The sequence below is a fragment of the Halomonas sp. KHS3 genome (assembly GCF_000830495.1).
Taxonomy (GTDB): domain Bacteria; phylum Pseudomonadota; class Gammaproteobacteria; order Pseudomonadales; family Halomonadaceae; genus Vreelandella; species Vreelandella titanicae.
The window spans coordinates 1-20,383 of record NZ_JWHY01000019.1 but is presented as its reverse complement, the minus strand read 5'-3'; the positions used below and the strand labels follow the sequence as shown (position 1 = coordinate 20,383).

At 55.9% G+C, this 20,383-nt stretch carries 17 protein-coding genes and 1 pseudogene; 13 read left to right on the top strand and 5 right to left on the bottom strand.

The window, feature by feature from the left end; genetic code table 11:
* Positions 1–81 precede the first annotated feature (81 nt).
* The gene (locus RO22_RS23675) at positions 82–1,074 is read left to right on the top strand and encodes a TAXI family TRAP transporter solute-binding subunit (protein WP_041159559.1); all 993 of its coding nucleotides are present in this window, start codon (positions 82–84) and stop codon (positions 1,072–1,074) included.
* 103 nt (positions 1,075–1,177) lie between these two features.
* Entirely contained in the window at positions 1,178–3,379 is a 2,202-nt protein-coding gene (locus tag RO22_RS23670) for a TRAP transporter permease (protein WP_041159558.1), read from the top strand.
* 100 nt (positions 3,380–3,479) lie between these two features.
* Here the strand turns inward: RO22_RS23670 and metF are convergent, their stop codons facing one another.
* Complete coding sequence (gene metF / locus RO22_RS23665; RefSeq protein ID WP_027958901.1) at positions 3,480–4,322, bottom strand: methylenetetrahydrofolate reductase [NAD(P)H]; 843 nt, start codon at positions 4,320–4,322, stop codon at positions 3,480–3,482.
* A 142-nt stretch (positions 4,323–4,464) separates the two neighbouring features.
* Between metF and RO22_RS23660 the strand changes: the two genes are divergently transcribed.
* Entirely contained in the window at positions 4,465–5,400 is a 936-nt protein-coding gene (locus RO22_RS23660) for an AEC family transporter (protein WP_027958902.1), read from the top strand.
* Here RO22_RS23660 and ligB read toward each other — a convergent pair.
* Positions 5,397–7,073, bottom strand: coding sequence for an NAD-dependent DNA ligase LigB (gene ligB, locus RO22_RS23655; RefSeq protein WP_027958903.1), 1,677 nt, complete (start codon positions 7,071–7,073; stop codon positions 5,397–5,399). The genes RO22_RS23660 and ligB overlap by 4 nt on opposite strands.
* A gap of 126 nt (positions 7,074–7,199) precedes the next feature.
* Entirely contained in the window at positions 7,200–8,420 is a 1,221-nt protein-coding gene (gene metK / locus RO22_RS23650; RefSeq protein WP_027958904.1) for a methionine adenosyltransferase, read from the bottom strand.
* A gap of 254 nt (positions 8,421–8,674) precedes the next feature.
* Between metK and RO22_RS23645 the strand changes: the two are divergent.
* The 7 genes and pseudogenes from RO22_RS23645 (at position 8,675) to RO22_RS23615 (ending at position 15,991) form a co-directional block, all read left to right on the top strand.
* A pseudogene (locus RO22_RS23645) lies at positions 8,675–10,859 on the top strand (transketolase family protein).
* Positions 10,860–10,862: 3 nt separating this feature from the next.
* Entirely contained in the window at positions 10,863–11,216 is a 354-nt protein-coding gene (locus RO22_RS23640) for a CidA/LrgA family protein (protein WP_041159557.1), read from the top strand.
* A complete protein-coding gene (locus RO22_RS23635) occupies positions 11,206–11,931 on the top strand; it encodes an LrgB family protein (RefSeq protein WP_041159556.1) in 726 nt (241 codons plus the stop codon). Before RO22_RS23640 ends, RO22_RS23635 begins: the two co-directional genes overlap by 11 nt.
* A gap of 108 nt (positions 11,932–12,039) precedes the next feature.
* On the top strand, positions 12,040–13,077 hold the full coding sequence (locus RO22_RS23630) for a type I glyceraldehyde-3-phosphate dehydrogenase (RefSeq protein WP_041159555.1): 1,038 nt from the start codon (positions 12,040–12,042) through the stop codon (positions 13,075–13,077).
* Between the two features lie 60 nt (positions 13,078–13,137).
* Positions 13,138–14,319, top strand: a complete 1,182-nt coding sequence (locus tag RO22_RS23625) for a phosphoglycerate kinase (RefSeq protein ID WP_041159554.1) — start codon at positions 13,138–13,140, stop codon at positions 14,317–14,319.
* A gap of 106 nt (positions 14,320–14,425) precedes the next feature.
* Positions 14,426–15,490, top strand: a complete 1,065-nt coding sequence (fba, locus tag RO22_RS23620; RefSeq protein ID WP_009288694.1) for a class II fructose-bisphosphate aldolase — start codon at positions 14,426–14,428, stop codon at positions 15,488–15,490.
* A gap of 150 nt (positions 15,491–15,640) precedes the next feature.
* Positions 15,641–15,991 carry a hypothetical protein gene (locus tag RO22_RS23615; protein WP_027958962.1) on the top strand — a complete coding sequence of 117 codons (351 nt, stop codon included), beginning with the start codon at positions 15,641–15,643 and terminating at the stop codon, positions 15,989–15,991.
* A 16-nt stretch (positions 15,992–16,007) separates the two neighbouring features.
* On the opposite strand, the gene RO22_RS23610 is transcribed toward RO22_RS23615, so the two are convergent.
* Positions 16,008–16,439: a hypothetical protein gene (locus RO22_RS23610; protein ID WP_041159553.1), complete on the bottom strand. Its 432-nt coding sequence runs from the start codon at positions 16,437–16,439 to the stop codon at positions 16,008–16,010.
* Positions 16,440–16,725: 286 nt separating this feature from the next.
* On the opposite strand from RO22_RS23610, the gene RO22_RS23605 reads away from it, so the two are divergent.
* The 3 genes from RO22_RS23605 to RO22_RS23595 all read left to right on the top strand — a co-directional run bounded on the left by RO22_RS23605 (position 16,726) and on the right by RO22_RS23595 (position 18,779).
* A complete protein-coding gene (locus RO22_RS23605) occupies positions 16,726–17,424 on the top strand; it encodes an HAD family hydrolase (protein ID WP_027958964.1) in 699 nt (232 codons plus the stop codon).
* A gap of 2 nt (positions 17,425–17,426) precedes the next feature.
* Positions 17,427–17,801: a translation initiation factor Sui1 gene (locus RO22_RS23600; protein WP_027958965.1), complete on the top strand. Its 375-nt coding sequence runs from the start codon at positions 17,427–17,429 to the stop codon at positions 17,799–17,801.
* 69 nt (positions 17,802–17,870) lie between these two features.
* Entirely contained in the window at positions 17,871–18,779 is a 909-nt protein-coding gene (locus RO22_RS23595; protein WP_009288695.1) for a nuclease-related domain-containing protein, read from the top strand.
* An 11-nt stretch (positions 18,780–18,790) separates the two neighbouring features.
* On the opposite strand, the gene RO22_RS23590 is transcribed toward RO22_RS23595, so the two are convergent.
* A complete protein-coding gene (locus RO22_RS23590) occupies positions 18,791–20,122 on the bottom strand; it encodes a deoxyguanosinetriphosphate triphosphohydrolase (protein ID WP_039860938.1) in 1,332 nt (443 codons plus the stop codon).
* Positions 20,123–20,383: the final 261 nt, after the last annotated feature.

Below are 20,383 nucleotides of genomic sequence, written 5' to 3'. Positions count from 1 at the left end.
TCCTGCTTAACGCAGTATCGACTGGCCGCATTGATCGACGCTGCCAGTATATAACCCCAATAACAGCTAGGAATTTTCGCCATGCGCAAACATATGCCTAAAACGTTCACTCTTCTCGCCAGCAGCGCTCTGCTTGTAGCCGCTGCCAGCAGTGCCCAAGCGCAAGCAGACCGCTCCGATTGGCCCGATAACTTTACCGTGGGCACCGCTAGCCAAGGCGGCACTTACTTTGTCTACGGTTCAGGCTGGGCCAACTTTATCGCTGATGAGCTGGGTGTATCTGGCGGTGGTGAAGTCACCGGTGGCCCGACTCAAAACCTGGCACTGGTGCACACAGGCGATATGGCATTTGGCTTAACCACCATGGGCCCCGCTTCTGATGCCGTTAAAGGTGAAAGCCCGCTGGCGCCTGGAATGAAGATGGACAATGTATGCGCCATGTTCCCCATGTACGAAACGCCATTCTCCATTACCGCGCTTTCTGACAGCGGTATTGAGTCAATTTCCGACATTCCTGATGGCGCGCGCATCGGTTTTGGCCCGGCTGCCTCAACCTCTGACACCTACTTCCCAGCGATTCTAGAAACCCTAGGCGTTGACTTTGAGCGCCGCAACGGCGGCTGGTCAGACCTGGGCGGTCAGTTGCAGGATGGTCTGCTTGACGTTGTTGCCTTCGCTGCCGGCATTCCGATTCCCGCCGTTAGCCAGTTGGAAGTACAAACTGACGTCAACATCATTGAGTTTAATGAAGAAGAGCTGGCCACAGTGCTGGAAAACTTCCCCGTTGCTGAGTTTATGATCCCAGCTAGCACTTATGAAACACTCGAAGATGACGCGCGCGCCGTCTCCATGTGGAACTTCGCTATTGCAGGCTGTGATCTACCGGAAGACTTCGTTTATGAAGTCACCAAAGCCACCATGGAAAACAATGACCGCATGCAATCTGTACATCGCAGCGCGGCGACTACCATCCCAGAAAATATCAAGCACAACACCGTACTACCGTTCCACCCCGGCGCTGCACGCTGGTACGAAGAGAACGGCTATGAAATTGCTGATGACATGATCAACTAAGCAACGTTTACCGTTCTGGCTGCCCCGTTTCCGGCCCCGCTGGACGGGGCAGCTTTCGCTGCTGCTACCCCTTTGTCTGCTTTTGCTGTGAGGGTGAACTCTAATGAGTCACAAAACCGACCAAGAATCCAATGATCTCCAGGATGATGCCCATGCGGCATCAGTGATACCAGAGTCCATTGCCGACGGTGTCGATGAAGACGTTGTTGAACCCAATCGCCGTCTGTTTACAGGCTGGCAGTTCGTACTATTTGCGGCATTAGCGATCGCTTACTCAAGTTTCCATCTGATTTCACTCAACGTGTATCCGATGGAAACCTGGTCGTTTCGTATCGTGCATATTGCCGGTGCGCTTATTCTCGGTTACGGGCTCTTTTCCGGTGCTCGTTTTGCCGACGACGATCATCAGGCGTCAGGTGCCTGGATCAAATGGCTTAGCTACGCGTTACTAATTCCCGCCGCCTATACGCTGGCGCAAGTGTTTGTGATGTACCAGACGCTTAGCGGCGGTGCCATGCGCATCGATCCGAACATTGAGAACTGGCACTACGGCTATCCGCTAATGGCGACAACGGCGACGGCTATTGTGCTGTCATGGTTTTATCGTCAGGCACAGCACCGCTTCAATCCTGCCGATTTGGTACTGATGGTCTGCGCGCTGGCCAGCGCTGGCTATTTACTGGTGGCGTATAACACCAATATCCGTATGTCTACAGGCACCTCTTTTGCGCCAGCCGGTATTTCCTGGGCGGCCATCGCGGGCTCTCTGCTGATTCTGGAGCTTACCCGCCGTGTCGCAGGCCTAGCGTTGGTGGTGATCTCCGCGGTTTTCCTGACTTACGTATTCGCCGGCCCGTATTTGCCAGGCTTTTTAGGCTATCCGGGGCTGTCACTCCAGCGCTTCTTTAGTCAGGTGTATACCGACGCCGGTATTCTCGGCCCCACCACCGCAGTGTCGTCGACCTATATTATTCTGTTCATTATTTTTGCCGCTTTCCTGCAGGCCTCTAAAGTCGGCGACTACTTCGTTAACTTTGCTTTTGCCGCCGCTGGCCGTGCCCGTGGTGGCCCTGCCAAGGTAGCGATTTTTGCCTCTGGCTTGATGGGGATGATTAACGGCACGTCAGCGGGTAACGTGGTTTCCACCGGCTCATTGACTATTCCCTTGATGAAGAAAGTCGGCTACCCCGCGCGAAGCGCTGGCGCCATTGAAGCCGCGGCTTCAACCGGTGGGCAAATCATGCCGCCAATCATGGGTGCTGGCGCGTTCATCATGGCTGAAGTGACCGGTATTCCGTATACCGAAATTGCTCTGGCCGCCGTCATTCCGGCGATTCTGTATTTTGCCTCTATCTACTTTATGGTCGACTTTGAAGCCGCCCGAAAAGGCATGCGAGGCATGCGCAAAGATGAGATCCCTCTGTTCTCGAAGCTGGTCAAGCAGGTCTATCTGTTCGCGCCGATTATTATTCTGATAGTCGCCCTGTTTATGGGCTACTCGGTGATTCGCGCGGGCACCTTGGCAACCGCTTCAGCCGCTGTGGTGAGCTGGATTTCTCCCAACAAGATGGGCTTTCGCGCGATTCTAAAAGCACTGCAGATTGCGGGCACCATGTCGATTCAGATTATCGCCGTGTGCGCCTGTGCAGGCCTGATCGTTGGGGTCATCTCACTGACAGGTGTTGGCGCGCGCTTCTCCTCGCTGTTGCTAGGCCTCGCCGGTGTTAGCCAACTGCTAGCGCTTGTGTTTGCCATGCTGATCAGTATTTTACTCGGCATGGGTATGCCTACTACTGCTGCCTATGCGGTGGCCGCTTCCGTGGTCGCTCCCGGCTTGATCAATATCGGCATTGAGCCGCTGATTGCTCACTTCTTTGTGTTCTATTTTGCGGTCGTCTCCGCGATTACCCCCCCTGTTGCCTTGGCCTCCTATGCCGCGGCCGGTATCTCCGGCGACAACCCCATGGGCACCTCGGTGGCCTCGTTCAAGATTGGCTTGGCCGCGTTCATTGTGCCGTTTATGTTCTTCTACAGCCCGGCCATGCTGATGGAAGGCTCACCGATGCAGATCCTGCGCGTTGGGTTAACTGCAACGCTGGGCATTGTGCTGCTTTCAGGCATGGTACAGAAATGGTTCTTTGGCCCCGTTAACCTAGTGCAGCGTGTCGTCATGCTGGTAGGCGCGCTGTTTTTAATCTACGGCGGTATCTATACCGACATTGCCGGCCTTGCGATTGGTATCGTGCTATTCATGATGCAGCGTAAGGTGAACGGCGGTGGTAGCAAAACGGCGCAAGCTGGCTGATTGGTTTAAGCCGCTAAACGCTAAGCGTAAAAAAACCCTGCTCAACAATGGTTGAGCAGGGTTTTTAATGGGCACAAGGTAAGCAAATAAAGCGGCTTGGTTAACCAGCCAGGTTATCGACGATTCTCAGCACCGGCGCCGCCTGGTTAAGCGTGTAGAAGTGCAGGCCTGGCGCGCCGCCCTCCAGCAATCGCTGGCAAAGACGGCTCACTACATCGGTGCCAAAGGCAGCAATCGCTTCGCTGTCGTCGCCATAGGACTCCAGCTGCTTGCGAATCCAGCGCGGGATCTCGGCTCCACAGGCGTCAGAGAAACGCGCCAGCTTGGTGTAGTTGGTAATCGGCATGATACCGGGAATAATCGGCTGCTCGACGCCCAGCGCGCGGGCTTTATCAACGAAGTTGAAATAGGCGTCAGCGGTGAAGAAGTACTGGGTGATGGCCATATTGGCGCCCGCCTTCATTTTACGCGCAAAGTTTTCCACATCCTTATCAAGATTAGGCGCCTGTGGATGAGATTCAGGGTAAGCAGCCACTGCGATGTCGAAATGGTCGCCCGTCTCCGCGCGAATAAACTCAACCAGTTCGTTGGCATAACGTAGCTCACCAATGCTTCCCATACCTGAGGGCATATCACCACGCAGCGCGACGAGGCTCTCGACCCCTTCCTCGCGGTACTGCGCCAGCAGATCACGCAACTGCGCTTTTTCACTGCCAATGCAGGAGAGATGCGGGGCGGTATTAATACCACTTTCACCGACCGCACGCACCACCTCACGGGTACGCGCTTGGGTAGACCCACCAGCACCGTAAGTAACTGAGAAAAAACGTGGTTTTCGGGCGGCCAGTTCATCGCGAACGTGGATCAGCTTGTCGCGCCCAGCATCGGTACTGGGCGGAAAGAATTCAAAGCTGATACCTAGCGGATGCTCATGGCTGCTCATGGGGTTTCCTTATTAGTGATCAAAAGTGATGATATTTTGAGGTATTCTCGCTGTTCCAGCGCGCTGGGGCTAATGAAAGATTCCACGCTTGGCCTTTAATTCGGCTCATGTTAGCGGGCCACCACATACGACGGGAGGATAAATGGATCTTGCACCTGGGGCGCTCGTTGGGCCGCTACTCATGCTACTCAGCTACGTGGGGCTAGGCTGGCTCGCCGCCCAACGACTCAAGCTAGATCCTCGCCCGATTGCGACGCTGCTGGTTTACCTGATAGCGCCTTTTACGATTTTTCGCGCGCTGATGAACGGCGGCCCAACACCTGACTACCTCTTACTCACATTAGCACTGTTCATTCTGGCAAGCCTGATGGCACTGGTGGTACAGCGTATTACTCGCCACCGTTTTGGTGAACAGGAGGCTGCTCTGCTGGCGTTCTCCTCAGGAACGGGTAATACCGGCTATTTCGGCCTACCGATTGCGCTGATTTTGCTCCCCCCTGAAGGCGTTACTCTTTACCTGTTCTGTATGCTGGGGATTAATATTTACGAATTCACCGTGGGCTTTTACCTTAGCGCACGCGGACGTTTTTCCGTACGTGAGAGTTTGATCAAAATTTCTCGCTTACCGCTTATCTATGCGTTCCTATTCGCGTTACTGCTTAGCGCCCTTGAAATAACCATACCCGTTGCAGTAATGAGTTCGCTGCAAGTCTTCCCCGCCACCTACACACTGCTGGGCATGATGATTATTGGCATGACGCTTAGCCAAGTAACGCTTGCCGCCTGGGATTCACGCTTTGTAGCCGCCTGCCTGGGTCTTCGCTACCTGCTCTGGCCGCTCGTTATGTTGGGGGCCGCTTTAATACTACAGTGGGCGGCACCTCTTTCCACGGAGCTGGCCATGGCGCTGCTGTTGATAGGCGTGGTACCCATGGCTTCCAACGTAGTGGTGGTGGCCATGGAGCTGGGCATTCAACCGCAAAAAGGCGCATTAGCGGTGCTGGTGACGACACTGCTCGCGCCGCTGCTGATTCCGCTTTATCTGGGTTTGATGCTGCGTCTCACAGGACTAGGCTAAAAACCAGCCACACCTGCTTCGTTAAGCTGTCGAGCCATGTGTTGTATCTCGGGGTGGCTAAAAAATGCTACCAGCGCGTCAGCGCGAACCGGGCCAACGCCGGGAACGGCTTGCCACTGTGCGCGCTGGTAGCCCGCTAGCTCATCCCAATCCCCGCGAACCGACTCGCTACCTGGCGGCGCCCCCAGCGCGCTTAACCAGGCCGAAAACGACTTGCCCTTGGCGACTTGAAACTGTTCCAGTAACGTTTCAGCGGTCGCCTCACCAATGCCGTAGGCCTGTTGCAGCTGGCGCGGTTCGACATCCAGCCAGTCCAGTAAATGCGTGACTACGCCCGCATCCATTAGCGCTTGCCAAGTACCTTCACCGATACCCTGCATACCAAGCTGCTCGCCAAGGTAGCTAAGCCGCGCCAGCAATTGATCATCGCAGCCGGGCGTTAATTCAAAGCAGCTCAGCAGGTTAAAGCGCTGGGGTGAAGGCGGTGTCAGCGGCGAGCGCTCCTGAGTGTGCCACACCACCTCGGTTAACTGGGGAATCGTTAATCCCGCTAGCGAAATCGCCACTTGGTCACCGGGACGAACATCCAGTGACTCCCAGCGCTCCAGTGAGCCTAACGAGACGCGGCTAATACGCCGCCCCTCTAGCAGCACCGGATTAAGCCACACCAGCGGCGTCACACGCCCAGTGCGCCCAACACGAAACTCAATGCCGCGCACTTCCGCTAGCGCCTGCTGGGCGGGATATTTCCAGGCAATGGCCCATTCAGGCGGTGATGATGACCAGCGGCGTACACCGGGTCGCTCGGCTTGCTTAATCACCACCCCGTCGGTGGCAAACGGCAACGGCCCGTTAAACCAACTATCGCGCCAATAACCGGCATCATGGCGGTCATCCAGTGGATGAGTGTAGTCAGCGCTATCAAAGCCCAGTTCACTTAGCCGTGCTAAACGTTCCTGCATTGCGGTAGGGCCATCGGGCCAGCCCCAGACAAACAGGCCAATACGCTCAAGGGTGGCCGCTGTGGGGGAGGATTGCGCCATTGCTCCCGCCACGGCACCCCGTGCACCCGATGCGGGTGAACGCGACTGCACGTGTTGGGTTAACCGCCAATACAGCTCGCCTTGGAGCACTGCAGAAATAGGCTCGGGTAGCGTATTGGGAATGGCAGGTATCTGTTGGGCACGGACTGTCCAGTCCTGGCCCCGCTCGCCGTCGCCACGGCTAACGGCTTCGACCAGTTCGCCATTTTCATAGCGCAACGTAATCGCCACGCCGTCCACTTTGGGCTGGATCCACAGGTCTTCGCGGCGGCTGGTAAAACGTCTGACGCCATCGTCATCGGCTTTATCAAGCCCACGCTGCGCAGCCGGATGCTCAAGAGTGCCGCTGCTACGTGTAACGCGTGTAAGCGGGCGATGGTCCGGTACAGTGCCCAGGCAACGCTGCCAAGTGGCTAGGCGCTCAACCGCTTGGTCGTAAAGGGCATCATCGATCAGCGCGGCGCCCTCGTCATGGTAGGCAGTGTCCCAGCGGTGAACCTGCTCAGCCAGCGCCTTGCTTTCGCGGCTTAGGCGCTCCTCCGGCCAATCAGGGCATTGGGCAGCCTGTGCGGAAAAAGTGACAAGCCAGATAAGGCTACCCAATAGCCAAGTTCGTACACTCAACAACATTGCTTACCCCCGCGGTAACACATCAGCTTTTAGGCTTAGCCTAACGCAACGGACATAAAAAAAGCCCCTCGGCCGAAGCCAAAGGGGCGATTTAATCCATTTCTTACAAACGGTGTAGCGAATCTCTTACAAACCGGCGGCCTTACGCAGTGCTTCAGCCTTATCAATCTTTTCCCACGGGAAGGCGGTAAAGGTTTCGGTATGCGCTTGGCCTTTATCATCGTTCCAGGTGTAGCTGTGCTCGAACGGTGCCCGGCCAAAGTGGCCGTAAGCGGCGGTGAGCTGATACATCGGGTGCAGCAGGTCAAGCATTTTGGTGATCGCGTAGGGGCGCAGATCAAAGTGCTCGCGAACCAGTGCAACGATCTTGGCATCGTCAATTTTACCGGTGCCGAAGGTATCGATGGAGACCGACGTCGGCTCGGCAACGCCAATCGCGTAGGAGACCTGAATCTCACACTTGTCAGCCAGGCCTGAGGCCACCACATTCTTGGCCACATAGCGGCCCGCATAGGCAGCGCTGCGATCCACTTTAGAGGGGTCTTTGCCCGAGAACGCACCACCACCGTGGCGTGCCATGCCGCCATAGGTGTCGACGATAATTTTACGTCCAGTCAGCCCACAATCACCTACCGGGCCGCCAATCACGAATTTGCCGGTCGGGTTGATATGGTACTGGGTGCTGTCATCCAACCACTCAGCGGGGATCACCTGCTCGATGACCTCGCGCTTGATCATTTTGCGCAGGTCTTCCTGATCAATATCTGGGTCGTGCTGGGTAGAGAGAACGATGGCATCGACACCGCAGGGCTGGCCTTCGGCGTTATAGCGGAAGGTTACCTGACTCTTGGCATCCGGGCGTAGCCACGGCAACAGGCCATTTTTACGCAGTTCGGCCTGACGTTCGACCAGCCGGTGAGAGTAGTGGATCGGTGCCGGCATAAAAGAGTCGGTTTCGTTAGTCGCGTAGCCAAACATCAAGCCCTGGTCGCCAGCGCCCTGATCTTCCGGTTTGCTGCGGTCAACGCCTTGGGCAATCTCGACACTCTGCTTGCCAATCAGGTTAACCACGCCGCAGGTCGCGCCGTCAAAGCCCACGTCGGACGAGTTATAGCCAATGCTGATAATCACATCACGCACGAGGGTTTCTAAATCGACCCAGGCGGAGGTGGTAATTTCACCGGCAATGATCGCCACCCCGGTTTTCACCATGGTTTCACAGGCAACGCGGGCCTGTTTATCGCGGGCGATAATGGCATCTAGCACTGCGTCAGAGATCTGATCGGCAATCTTATCGGGATGACCTTCGGAGACGGACTCGGAGGTAAACAGGGAATATTCGCTCATCGCGCACTCTACCCTCTGTATGACGGCTGTATTTAATCCACAGCATCAGCAGGAAATCATGGCAGGTGTCCCCTGCCCGTATTAGTGAAGCGATAGCATTACTTTTCTACCGCGTCGGGAGGCAGAGTCTACACGCTGTCGGCGATGCTTCCCAGAACGTGATCCCCAGAATTTGCCGCTACATTTGCCGCAACATGGGAAGTCAGCGACAATAGCGCCTTTATAATTTCTGTTTTCAGGCGAGGAGCACCCCCATGCCGTCCCGTTTTGAGCTAGCCAATGCCATTCGCGCCCTGTCCATGGATGCCGTTCAGAAGGCCAAATCCGGCCACCCGGGCGCCCCCATGGGTATGGCTGATATCGCCGAGGTGCTATGGAATGACTACCTCAAGCACAACCCCGAAGACCCCAAGTGGGCCGATCCGGCCACCCGGGCGCCCCCATGGGTATGGCTGATATCGCCGAGGTGCTATGGAATGACTACCTCAAGCACAACCCCGAAGACCCCAAGTGGGCCGATCGTGACCGCTTTGTGCTCTCCAATGGCCACGGCTCCATGCTGCTTTACTCGCTGCTCCACCTCAGCGGCTACGAGCTAAGCCTGGAACAGCTGCAGAATTTCCGCCAGCTGCATTCGCCCACCGCGGGCCACCCGGAATTCGGCTACGCGCCCGGCATTGAAACCACCACTGGCCCACTGGGTCAGGGTTTTGCCAATGCCGTGGGCTTTGCCATCGCGGAAAAAACTCTGGCGGCGCAGTTTAACCGCCCCGGCCACACCATCGTCGATCACCACACATGGTGCTTTGTAGGTGACGGCTGCTTAATGGAAGGTATCTCCCACGAAGCGGCCTCGCTGGCCGGTACCCAGCAGTTGGGTAAGCTGATCACTGTATACGACGATAACGGCATCTCCATTGATGGCGAAGTGGAAGGCTGGTTCACCGACGATACCGCCAAGCGTTTTGAAGCTTACGGCTGGCACGTGGTGCCCAATGTGGATGGCCACAAGCCTGAAGAGGTTAAAGCCGCTATTGAGCTGGCCAAGAGCCACGACGATAAGCCGAGCCTGATTATCTGCAAGACCATCATTGGCTTTGGTGCCCCCAACAAGCAGGGCAAGGAAGACGCCCACGGCGCCCCCTTAGGCGACGACGAAGTGGCCCTGGCACGCACTCAGCTCGACTGGCCCCATGCGCCCTTCCATACGAGCCGATCTACTCCGCCTGGGATGCCCGTGAAGCGGGCAAAGCGGCTCAGCAGGCGTGGGACGCGCGGTTTGCCCGCTACGCGGAAGCCTTCCCCACAGAAGCGCGGGAGTTCACCCGCCGGATGAAACGTCAGTTGCCCGCGGAACTGCCCACCGAAGCCTTGATCGAGCAGGCCCAAGAGCGCGGCGAGACCATTGCGTCACGCAAAGCCTCGTTTGAAGCACTCAATGTGATCGGCCCGCAAATGCCGGAACTGCTGGGCGGCAGTGCCGACCTGGCGCCGTCTAACCTGACCTTCTGGAAAGGCGCCAAAGCGATCACCCCGGAAGACGCCAGCGGCAACTACCTGCACTACGGTGTCCGTGAGTTTGGCATGGGGGCGGTCATGAACGGCATCGCCCTGCACGGCGNAGCGATCACCCCGGAAGACGCCAGCGGCAACTACCTGCACTACGGTGTCCGTGAGTTTGGCATGGGGGCGGTCATGAACGGCATCGCCCTGCACGGCGGTCTGGTACCTTACGGTGCAACCTTCCTGATCTTTATGGAGTACATGCGTAACTCGATTCGCATGGCGTCGCTGATGGGCCAGCAGGTGATTTACGTGTTTACCCACGACTCCATCGGCCTGGGTGAAGATGGCCCGACTCACCAGCCCATTGAGCAGCTCACCAGCCTGCGTACCACGCCGAACCTCAATACCTGGCGTCCCTGTGATGCGGTCGAAACCGCCGCCGCCTGGGATGCGGCCATCAAGCGTCACTCTGGCCCCACGGCGCTGGTGCTGTCACGCCAGAACCTGCCCCACCAGCAGCGCACTAAAGCTCAGTTGGCAGCCATTCAGAACGGTGCGTACGTTCTTAAGGACAGCGAAGGAACGCCCGAGTTGATACTGATTGCCACCGGTTCTGAAGTCGGCCTGGCCATAGACGCCGCCGCCGAGCTCGAGCAGCAGGGCAAAGCGGTACGCGTGGTCTCCATGCCCTCGGCCTATCGCTTTAACGGCCAGGACGCCGAGTACCGTGAGAGCGTGTTGCCCAAGGCGGTGACCAAGCGTATCGCCATCGAAGCCGCCCATGCCGACTACTGGTACAAGTATGTGGGTCTTGACGGCCGCGTGATCGGCATGACCACCTACGGTGAATCCGCACCAGCGGGGGATCTGTTCAAGCACTTCGGCTTTACCGTCGACAATGTGGTCAAGCAAGCCAACGAACTACTCGGCTAAGCCATGCCAGCACTCAGTGGCTTTCTATGGCTGATTAGCTACTGGCTTATCGGTGAAGTGGTAATCCACTTCACCGCTTTGCCGATCTCGTCAGGCGTGATCGGCATGTTGCTGCTCTGCGCTACGCTCGCCGTCCGTGGCCGTGTCCCTAGCAGCATTGCCGCTGCCGCCCAGCCGCTTATTGCGCTCCTTGCTATGCTGATTATGCCCGGGGTTGTGGGGGTATTTTTCATCATCGGTGAACTGGCCGGTCAGTGGACGGCTATCCTAATCGCCCTGGTGGTAGGCACGCTACTCAGTGTGGTTACTACTCTGTGGCTGCTCAAGCGACTAATCGGGCAACCCAATGTCCGCTGATACACCGCTGCTTACTCTATTAACCACCACCCCGCTGTTTGCGGTGGGGTTAACGCTCACCGCTTACTTACTTGGTAGCGCTCTGTTCCAGCGTTTAAAGCGCCCTTCTTGGCTTCCCGCTATTTTGATCGCGGCGCTGCTACTGGCGGGAGCGTTAGCGCTGATAGGGCTGCCTTACGCTACCTATCAGCAGGGGGCCACCTGGCTAACGGTGCTATTGGGGCCAGCCACGGTGGCGCTGGGTATGCCGCTTTATCAACAGTTGCCGCGGATTGTTGAATTATGGCGACCGCTGGCGATTTGTTTACCCATCGCCGCAACGCTGGCAGCTTGCTATTCACTGGCAATTGCTTGGTTACTGGGCAGCTCGGACACCATACTCGCTTCCATTGCCGCTAAATCGGTAACCGCGCCTATCGCTATCGGCATTACGGAACAGCTTGGTGGTACGGTAGCCCTGCTGTTGGGTGCGCTGCTGGTCACCGGGGTGATCACGATTCCCTGTGTCAGCCTCGCTGCGCGTTGGCTGCATATTGACGATGAGCGCTTGATCGGTTTCGCCCTGGGGCTTAACGGCCATGCCATTGGCACGGTAAGAGCATTTGAGATCAGCCCCACCGCTGGGGCTTTTGCATCACTGGGCATGAGCCTTACCGGTATTTTCACCGCAGTACTGCTGCCACTCGCCTGGCGATTAATAAGCATGGGCAGCTGATAGGCACCGGCAGTTAATAAGAATCGTCCGCTGAAATACGTTATCATCACAACGAGTTCTAGCCTATTTCGATTATTGTTGATTCACTTTTAAGAGCCACCCTTCTGCATGGCTAATTCTGCTCCCAGGTATCGCATCGCCATTAACGGTTACGGACGCATTGGCCAATGCGTGTTGCGGGCGCTCGTCGAGCGGCGACACCCCGAACTTGAAGTGGTCGCCATTAATGAACTCTCTGATCTCGCGACCATCACCTATCTAACCCGTTACGACACCACCCATGGCCGCTTTCCCGGTGACGTCGATAACGACGGTCAGTACCTTATCGTCAACGGCCAGCGCATCCAGGTACTCTGCGAACAAGATCCACACAAGTTACCCTGGAAGGCGCTTGATGTGGATCTGGTGCTGGAGTGCTCCGGGAGCTTTAAAGATCGTGCCACCGCTGAGCTGCACTTAGCGGCAGGCGCTAAGCGGCTGCTGTTTTCCCAGCCAGCGGAAAATGATGTCGATGCCACCATTGTGTGGGGCATTAATGAAGGCGAGCTGGCGCTTTCCCAGCGCATACTCTCTGCCGCTTCGTGCACCACCAACTGCCTGGTGCCGCTGTTGACCGTTCTGGATGAAGCTCTCGGCCTTGAGCACGGTGTCACCACGACGATTCATTCGGCGATGAATGACCAGCCGGTGATCGATGCCTACCACCAGACCGACCTGCGTCTGACCCGCTCGGCAATGCACTCCATTGTGCCGGTGGATACCGGCTTGGCGCTGGGTATTAGCCGCTTGATGCCCAATCTTGCGAACCGCTTTGAGTGCCTGCACGTACGTGTTCCCACTATCAATGTCTCTGCCATGGACGTGGCACTCACCGTCAGCCGCGACACTCACCGCGACGATGTAAATAACCTGCTGCTGGCCGCCAGTCAGCAGCGCTTAAAGGGCGTGCTTGGCTATACTGAAGCGCCCATGGCGTCGGTTGATTTTAATCACGACCCTCGCTCAGGCATCCTGGACGCTACCCAAACCCGAGTGGCTGGCAAGCGCCTTATCAAACTGCTGTGCTGGTTCGACAATGAGTGGGGGTTCGCTAACCGTATGCTGGATATTAGCCAGCGACTGGCCAGACTTTCGACAGAAACGTAACCTATTTGCATTAACTGTTTATATTGAGTTCCACGGCCTAAACACGAGGAAACCGCTTCCATGAATGTAAAAAAGATGACTGACCTTCCCCTGGAAGGACAACGCGTGCTGATTCGTGAAGATTTGAATGTGCCCATCAAACATGGCCGCGTCTCCAGCGATGCCCGCCTGCGCGCCGCACTGCCGACCATTCAAGCCGCCGCAAAGGCTGGGGCGAAGGTGATGTTGATGAGCCATTTAGGGCGCCCCACCGAAGGTGAACCCGCCGAGGAGTTTTCCCTCGCGCCGGTGGCTGAGCACTTGGGTGAACTGTTAGGCCGCCCAGTGCCGCTGATCAAAGCCTATCTCGGTGAAACGGTCGGCGAAACGCTGGATCTCGCCAATGGCGACGTCGTACTGCTAGAGAACGTGCGCTTTAACAGCGGCGAGAAAAAAGATGATGAGCAGTTGGCGAAACAGTACGCCGCGCTGTGCGATATCTTTGTGATGGACGCTTTTGGCACCGCCCACCGTGCCCAAGCCTCTACCCATGGCGTGGCGCGTTTTGCCCCTAGCGCCTGCGCTGGCCCTTTGCTTGCCCAGGAACTCGATGCACTTGAGAAAGCGCTGGCACACCCGGCTCGGCCCATGGCAGCCATCGTCGGCGGCTCGAAGGTCTCTACCAAGCTGGATGTCCTCACCGCGTTGGCTGATAAATGTGATCAACTGATTGTCGGCGGCGGTATCGCCAACACCTTTATTGCCGCCGCGGGGTACAATGTCGGTAAATCACTCCATGAGGCTGATTTGGTGGGCCAAGCCAAAGCACTGATGGAGAAAGTCTCGATTCCACTTCCTACCGATGTTGTCGTTGCCACCGAGTTTTCTGAGTCGGCCAAGGCCGTTGTCAAGCCGGTCGATCAGGTGGCTGATAACGAGATGATTCTGGATATTGGCCCAGACACCGCTGCACATTTGGCCAGCATGCTTAAGGATGCAGGCACTATTTTATGGAATGGGCCTGTCGGCGTCTTTGAAATCGACCAATTCGGTAAAGGTACCCAGGTAATCGCCCAGGCTATCGCTGATAGCGCAGGTTTCTCTATTGCCGGTGGCGGCGATACCTTAGCGGCCATTGATAAATATGCCATTGCGGATCGCGTTTCGTACATTTCAACCGGTGGCGGCGCCTTTCTTGAGTATGTCGAAGGCAAGCAGTTGCCTGCCGTTGCTGCACTCGAAGCCGCCGCCAAACGCGGTTAACATTACACGACTTGAATCTAAACACTCACCATCGTTCAAACTGGTAGCTCAGTCTTTAAACCCAATTTTGACAACCCAGTCTTTACAACATAGATAAGGTAACTTCATGGCTTTGATCAGCATGCGCCAGATGCTCGACCACGCCGCCGAATATGGTTACGGCATTCCGGCGTTCAACGTCAACAACCTTGAGCAGATGCGCGCCATTATGGAAGCCGCTGATGCCACCGATTCGCCGGTCATCGTGCAAGCATCTGCCGGTGCACGCAAGTACGCGGGTGCGCCCTTCCTGCGCCATCTGATTTTGGCGGCCGTCGAAGAGTTTCCGCATATCCCTGTGGTCATGCACCAGGATCACGGCACCAGCCCTGCGGTCTGCCAGCGTTCTATTCAGCTCGGCTTCTCCTCGGTGATGATGGATGGCTCGCTGGGTGAAGATGGTAAAACGCCCACCGACTACGATTATAACGTCAATGTTACCCGCCGCGCGGTGGAAATGGCTCACGCCTGTGGCGTTTCCGTCGAAGGCGAGTTGGGCTGCCTGGGCAGCCTGGAAACCGGCATGGCCGGTGAAGAAGACGGTATTGGCGCGGAAGGCAAGCTGGATATGGAGCAACTGCTTACCGACCCAGAAGAAGCCGCAGAGTTTGTGAAAGCGACCCATGTGGACGCACTGGCGATTGCCATTGGCACCAGCCACGGCGCTTACAAGTTCACTAAGCCGCCTACCGGTGACACGCTCTCTATCCAGCGTATTAAAGAGATCCACGCGCGGATTCCGGACACCCATCTGGTCATGCACGGCTCTTCTTCTGTTCCCCAGGAGTGGCTGGAAGTGATTAACCAGCACGGCGGTGAGATCCCCGAAACGTACGGCGTGCCAGTCGAAGAGATCGTTGAGGGCATTAAGCACGGCGTGCGTAAGGTCAACATCGACACCGACCTACGCTTGGCGTCTACCGGTGCCGTGCGTCGCTTCCTGGCTGAGAACCCGTCAGAATTCGACCCACGTAAGTTCTTGAAAGAGACCGTTACCGCGATGCGCGATCTATGTATCGCCCGCTACGAAGCCTTTGGTACGGCCGGCAATGCCAGTAAGATTAAGCCGATCAGCTTGGAAGAGATGTTCCTGCGCTATGAGCGCGGCGAACTGGCTCCCAAGGTAAAATAAGCTTGTAATTGGCCCACTTTCGAAAAAGACGACCAACCGGTCGTCTTTTTTTGTGGCTAATTAAATAGATATTGCAATGCAGCATAGATGCGCTAACACTGGAGATGAGGTCACGATGTCTCGTGTTCCAGCAAGGAGGCCACAACGCTGATGAAACCCACAACTTCCCTTCCCCTAATGCCCACTCCCCCGGTAGCGATGTTCGATATATGGAAAGTCGGTATCATGGCCTTTGAGCTATGGTCGACGTCTTTGTCGACGATCACTATGCGAAATCATTTATGGCAAACACAGCCGTTTTTCAGCCCCAAAATGATGCAAGAAAATCAACGTATGGTCACCGAAAAACTCGAGGCCAGCATGGAAGCTGGCCTCGTCATGCAAAAAGCGCTGCTCAACTCAATGAGCGGCAAGCAGGCTCCCTGGTGGGTGACCAGCCAGCGCACAATGAAGCCTTACCATCAGCGTAGTAGCGCTAACTCGCGCCGACTCGCCAAGTAACGCTTAGGCACTGACGTTATGCATTATCGTCGGTGCCATCCTCGTCATCTTCGCTATTCTCTTCTTCGCTGCTATGAATGGCATCTTCTGGGCTGCCAGTGCCGCCCGTGCCCGCCTCTGGGTTTCGCTCTTCACTCTCACCCGATTCTAACTCGACGTCAGCTTCGCCCTCGCTAGTGGCTACTTCTTCGTTTTTCTCTTCTTCCTCTTCTTCTTCACGGACGCGTGCCTGCTCATCAGCGCCTTCGGAATCGCTAGAAGAAGCGCCTTCACCTTCATTACGCTTTACTGATCCCGCTTTAATGCCGTACTCCTCTTCAAGGGCTTCATCATCCAGAGGTTCGTGCTGTTCACCCTCAGACGCATGATTATCAGCAAACACATAGCCAGTGGTCGTTAATAAGGCAGCGCTAAGTGCAAAGGGTAGAAACCAAGGGGTTAATCGCATTAGGCATTCTCCATGTCGTGGTTATGAAAGAATAGTGCATCCCCACTATCTCTTCAGCGCAGCTGAGACATTTCCATCGCTTGTACTACTGCGTCTGCTGACGCTAGATGGCCTACAACAGTAGCCAGTAAAATGAGTGTAGCCATTTAAGCTGGCTCAAGAGTCACGTTCAGGCAAGCAAAAAATAACAAAACAGTGTTCACAAATGACGTAAAATCCCGTTCAATAGCAGTATGGATGGCTTCAACTAACACTGGCAGTGCATCAGCCGCTGCAAGGAACCACAATGCCGCTCCCACTTTTGCTGTTTGACTGTGATGGCACTCTTGTCGATAGTGAGCCGCTACTGGCTGAAGAGATGGCTGCCGGGCTCAATTCAGTAGGCCTGCCTTTCGCGTCTACTGATTATCTTGGCGAATTTCGTGGAGCGCGCTTTCGACGCATCGTTGCTGAACTGCAACAACGCTACGGTAACGTTGACCCTGACCAGCTTGACCGCATGGAAGTCTCTATGCGAGCCAATCTAGCCACCCGGCTTGCCCAAGAGCTGACCACCATCCCCGGCGCCCAAGAAGCGCTGGATACTCTGGCGGCTTATCCCAGTGCAGTGGTTTCTAATGGACCTGAAAGCAAAATTCATACGGCTTTAGAAGCGACAGGGCTCAGCCACTACTTCGGTAAACGTTTTTTCAGTGGCTATACCGCTAATTGCTGGAAGCCCGAACCCTGTTTACATCTACACGCAGCGAGTATCATGGGCTATTCAGCGCATGACTGCATTGCCATAGACGATGCCTTAGTAGGCGTACGCGCGGCGCTTCAGGCGGGAATGACGGTGATCCACTTAAACCGTTTCCCGGATGCCGAGACAACGCCTGAAAACGCTATCATGATTAGTAATATGTATCAGCTACCCGCTGTAGTGGAGCGACTCACCCGTGAGTATTGGCAAACCCCTGTGCCCCAACACTCAATTGGAGGATAAAAATGGCCTCTTTACGAGACCAGCTCGGTGGGCTGGTTTATTCCACCGAACATGGCAAAACCTGCCCCACTTGCCGCGAGCCACTCAATGACTGCCACTGCGATGATCTGAGCGAACAGCAGCGGCTGGCGGCGCTTGATGGCGTAGTACGCATTCGCCGCGAAACGAGTGGCCGTAAAGGTAAAGGCGTAACCACCGTCAGTGGCATTCCTCTGCCTGGCGAAGAGCTTAAAACGTTAGCTAAAACGCTTAAAAAGCGGTGTGGAACGGGTGGGGCAGTTAAAGAGGGTATTATTGAAATTCAAGGCGACCACCGAGACACCCTGCGTCAGGAGTTAAGCGCCCTTGGCTACCAAGTTAAACTCGCTGGGGGTTAGCCTCTACGCCACTATAACTTTCCATCGGGGCTTACCATTGGGTAAGTCTCTATAGAGCAAGGCACTGCAATGGCTTGGCTGGAATACGTGCTACCCCTAATTTTTTTATTCCCCATGGCGGCAATGGCCAGTATTGTCCTCGCGCTGCGCAGCCTGCACGATGCTCGCGTTCACTCTCCCTTCAACGTCCCCCTTCATGAGCCGGGCCAAGCGCTACGGCACCGCCTTGACCAAGCGTTTTCCAGCCTTTTTTTAAACGGTGCATTAGGGCCCATTATCAGCCTCGCCCCGCTAGTTTACGGAATGGGCCGTATGTTGTTTGTGGATAAACAGGATTGGGTTGAGTGGGCGCTGTATGGGCTACTTAGTACGTTGCTGGTACTGACTTTTTCATTATTGCTGGTACGCGACTATCAGCGTATCCGACGGCTAAAGTTAGGCTTAGCCTGTGAGCTCGCCGTTGGCCAAGAGCTGGAGCGCTTAGTCCGCCCTGATGCACACCCTTACTATGTATTTCACGATGTGCCTACCGATAGCTTCACGATCGATCACGTCGTAGTAACGCCCCATGGCGTATTTGTGGTTGAGACACGGGCAAGAACACTCGCTATCGGCACCGATGGCAATGAGCTCAATACAGTCGCGGTGGAACGCGAACGGTTGCGCTTCCCCCATTGGCAAGAGCGTCGGCCACTGCATAAAACTCGCCAAGGGGTTAACTGGCTGACTCACTGGTTAGAGCGGCGCTGTGGCGTGCCCGTCCCGGTACGGGGCGTATTGGTGCTGCCGGGTTGGAAAATAGATAACAGCGAAGCCGCTCCTGATATTTTAGTGGTCAGCGGGGACACGCTTGCTAAGCAGCTGACCGAGCTGACCCCAGGCCCACTCAACGATGCCATCCATGACAAGGTCATTAATGTGCTTCTTGAGCGCGCTCAGTTGATGGAGTTGAAGCACCTGAGCCAACCTTCGGTTTAATTAAACAGTACTCAATCACCGCGCAGTCGGCCGCCCATCTCCTGGGCTAGATCCACCGCGTAGTGGTCTGTCATCCCACCGATAAAGTCCAGCATTCGCCGATAGCTATCGTAGAGTGACCAAGATGGCAGGGGCGTGTTTTCACCTATCAGGGCCAGTACACGCTGGTGTTTAAACGATGAGTGCCCTGTGTGGTGAAGCTCGTGTGCAGCGCCAATAAAGGCTTCCAACAGGATACCCAGTGTCGTATAGGCGCCAATCTCGAGCTTCGCCTTACGCTCATTCTGGAAAATGCGCTCTCGAGCCAACTGCTTCGCCGCTTGAACGCCCCATCCCAGGTCAGGGTGGCACAACTCCAACAGATCCTCACTGAGTGTGCCGCTCAGCAGGGCCTGCTCGTGCTGCACAAACACCGTGCCAACATCATTGACCGCGCGCTCCATCGCAGCTCCTCGCAGCAGTGCAATGCGGCGCCGCTGTGACACATTACGATCTTGCATTTCGGCATACTCGGGCGGAAACTCTCCGGCAATTTGGCGCAGTATTTCGACAACCTCTTCATAGCGCAAGATGCCCATCTCCAAACCATCTTCCAGATCCAACAGGGCATAGCAGATATCATCTGCCGCCTCGACCAGCCACGCCAGTGGATGGCGACACCAGCGCTGCTCGCCTTGGGGCAACAACCCTACCGCTTCAGCCACCTCTTTGAGCAGCACCTGCTCTGACTGATAGGCGCCAAACTTGCCCGCTCGACCACCATAACGAACCGTCCAAGGGTATTTAAGCAATGCACCCAAGGTGGCCGCAGAAAGCCGCATACCGCCATTAAACTGGTTATATTCGATCTGGGTAATCACCCGAAAACCCTGGGCGTTGCCTTCATAGGTCAACAGATCTTCGCGCTCAGCGTCTGAAAGGCCTTCTAACAGGCCACTGCTTTGAGCGCGCTGAAACCAATCACGGATTGCATACTCTCCCGCATGGCCAAAAGGGGGATTCCCGATGTCATGTCCCAGGCACGCTGTTTGGACAATGACGCCAAGGTCAGCAGGCGTAATCCATTCAGGCAGGCGATCGCGCAGCAACTCCCCCACAATCATGCCCAAGGAGCGACCTACACAGCCAACCTCTAGCGAGTGAGTTAGGCGAGTATGGATATGATCGTTTTCGGTTAGCGGATGCACCTGGGTCTTGCGCCCTAGGCGTCTAAATGAACCTGAGAAAACAATACGGTCGTGATCTTTATGAAACGGGCTACGACCGATTTCACGGGTACTTGTTGAGCGTTGATCGTGAAGACGACGTGGGGAAAGTAACTGTTCCCAGCGCATCTGAGTCATGGGCATTCCTCCTGAGGAGTGCATTCTGACATAAAACGCCGGAAAACCGCACGTTAGTGTGAGGCGTGAGGCGTGAGGCGTGAGGCGTGAGGCGGAACAGGATATTCGGGCGATAGCCATTCACCAACGTTTCCTGCTCACGATTCACGACTTACCCTTTACTGCTCACCATATACTCCTCACACCTCACCGTTTACCCCTCACAACCTCCCCCTCACGCAAAAAAAAATCCCCCAAGGCATCAGCCCTGGGGGATTTTTC

Excerpts from the sequence above, each read along its gene's own strand:
- RO22_RS23595 (WP_009288695.1), top strand. The coding sequence starts at position 17,871 with ATGGCTTGGCTGGAATACGTGCTACCCCTAATTTTTTTATTCCCCATG.
- RO22_RS23660 (WP_027958902.1), top strand. The coding sequence starts at position 4,465 with ATGGATCTTGCACCTGGGGCGCTCGTTGGGCCGCTACTCATGCTACTC.
- RO22_RS23605 (WP_027958964.1), top strand. The coding sequence starts at position 16,726 with ATGCCGCTCCCACTTTTGCTGTTTGACTGTGATGGCACTCTTGTCGAT.
- RO22_RS23625 (WP_041159554.1), top strand. The coding sequence starts at position 13,138 with ATGAATGTAAAAAAGATGACTGACCTTCCCCTGGAAGGACAACGCGTG.
- RO22_RS23670 (WP_041159558.1), top strand. The coding sequence starts at position 1,178 with ATGAGTCACAAAACCGACCAAGAATCCAATGATCTCCAGGATGATGCC.
- fba (WP_009288694.1), top strand. The coding sequence starts at position 14,426 with ATGGCTTTGATCAGCATGCGCCAGATGCTCGACCACGCCGCCGAATAT.
- RO22_RS23640 (WP_041159557.1), top strand. The coding sequence starts at position 10,863 with ATGCCAGCACTCAGTGGCTTTCTATGGCTGATTAGCTACTGGCTTATC.
- RO22_RS23590 (WP_039860938.1), bottom strand. The coding sequence starts at position 20,122 with ATGACTCAGATGCGCTGGGAACAGTTACTTTCCCCACGTCGTCTTCAC.
- metF (WP_027958901.1), bottom strand. The coding sequence starts at position 4,322 with ATGAGCAGCCATGAGCATCCGCTAGGTATCAGCTTTGAATTCTTTCCG.
- RO22_RS23610 (WP_041159553.1), bottom strand. The coding sequence starts at position 16,439 with ATGCGATTAACCCCTTGGTTTCTACCCTTTGCACTTAGCGCTGCCTTA.
- metK (WP_027958904.1), bottom strand. The coding sequence starts at position 8,420 with ATGAGCGAATATTCCCTGTTTACCTCCGAGTCCGTCTCCGAAGGTCAT.
- RO22_RS23635 (WP_041159556.1), top strand. The coding sequence starts at position 11,206 with ATGTCCGCTGATACACCGCTGCTTACTCTATTAACCACCACCCCGCTG.
- ligB (WP_027958903.1), bottom strand. The coding sequence starts at position 7,073 with ATGTTGTTGAGTGTACGAACTTGGCTATTGGGTAGCCTTATCTGGCTT.
- RO22_RS23615 (WP_027958962.1), top strand. The coding sequence starts at position 15,641 with ATGAAACCCACAACTTCCCTTCCCCTAATGCCCACTCCCCCGGTAGCG.
- RO22_RS23675 (WP_041159559.1), top strand. The coding sequence starts at position 82 with ATGCGCAAACATATGCCTAAAACGTTCACTCTTCTCGCCAGCAGCGCT.
- RO22_RS23600 (WP_027958965.1), top strand. The coding sequence starts at position 17,427 with ATGGCCTCTTTACGAGACCAGCTCGGTGGGCTGGTTTATTCCACCGAA.
- RO22_RS23630 (WP_041159555.1), top strand. The coding sequence starts at position 12,040 with ATGGCTAATTCTGCTCCCAGGTATCGCATCGCCATTAACGGTTACGGA.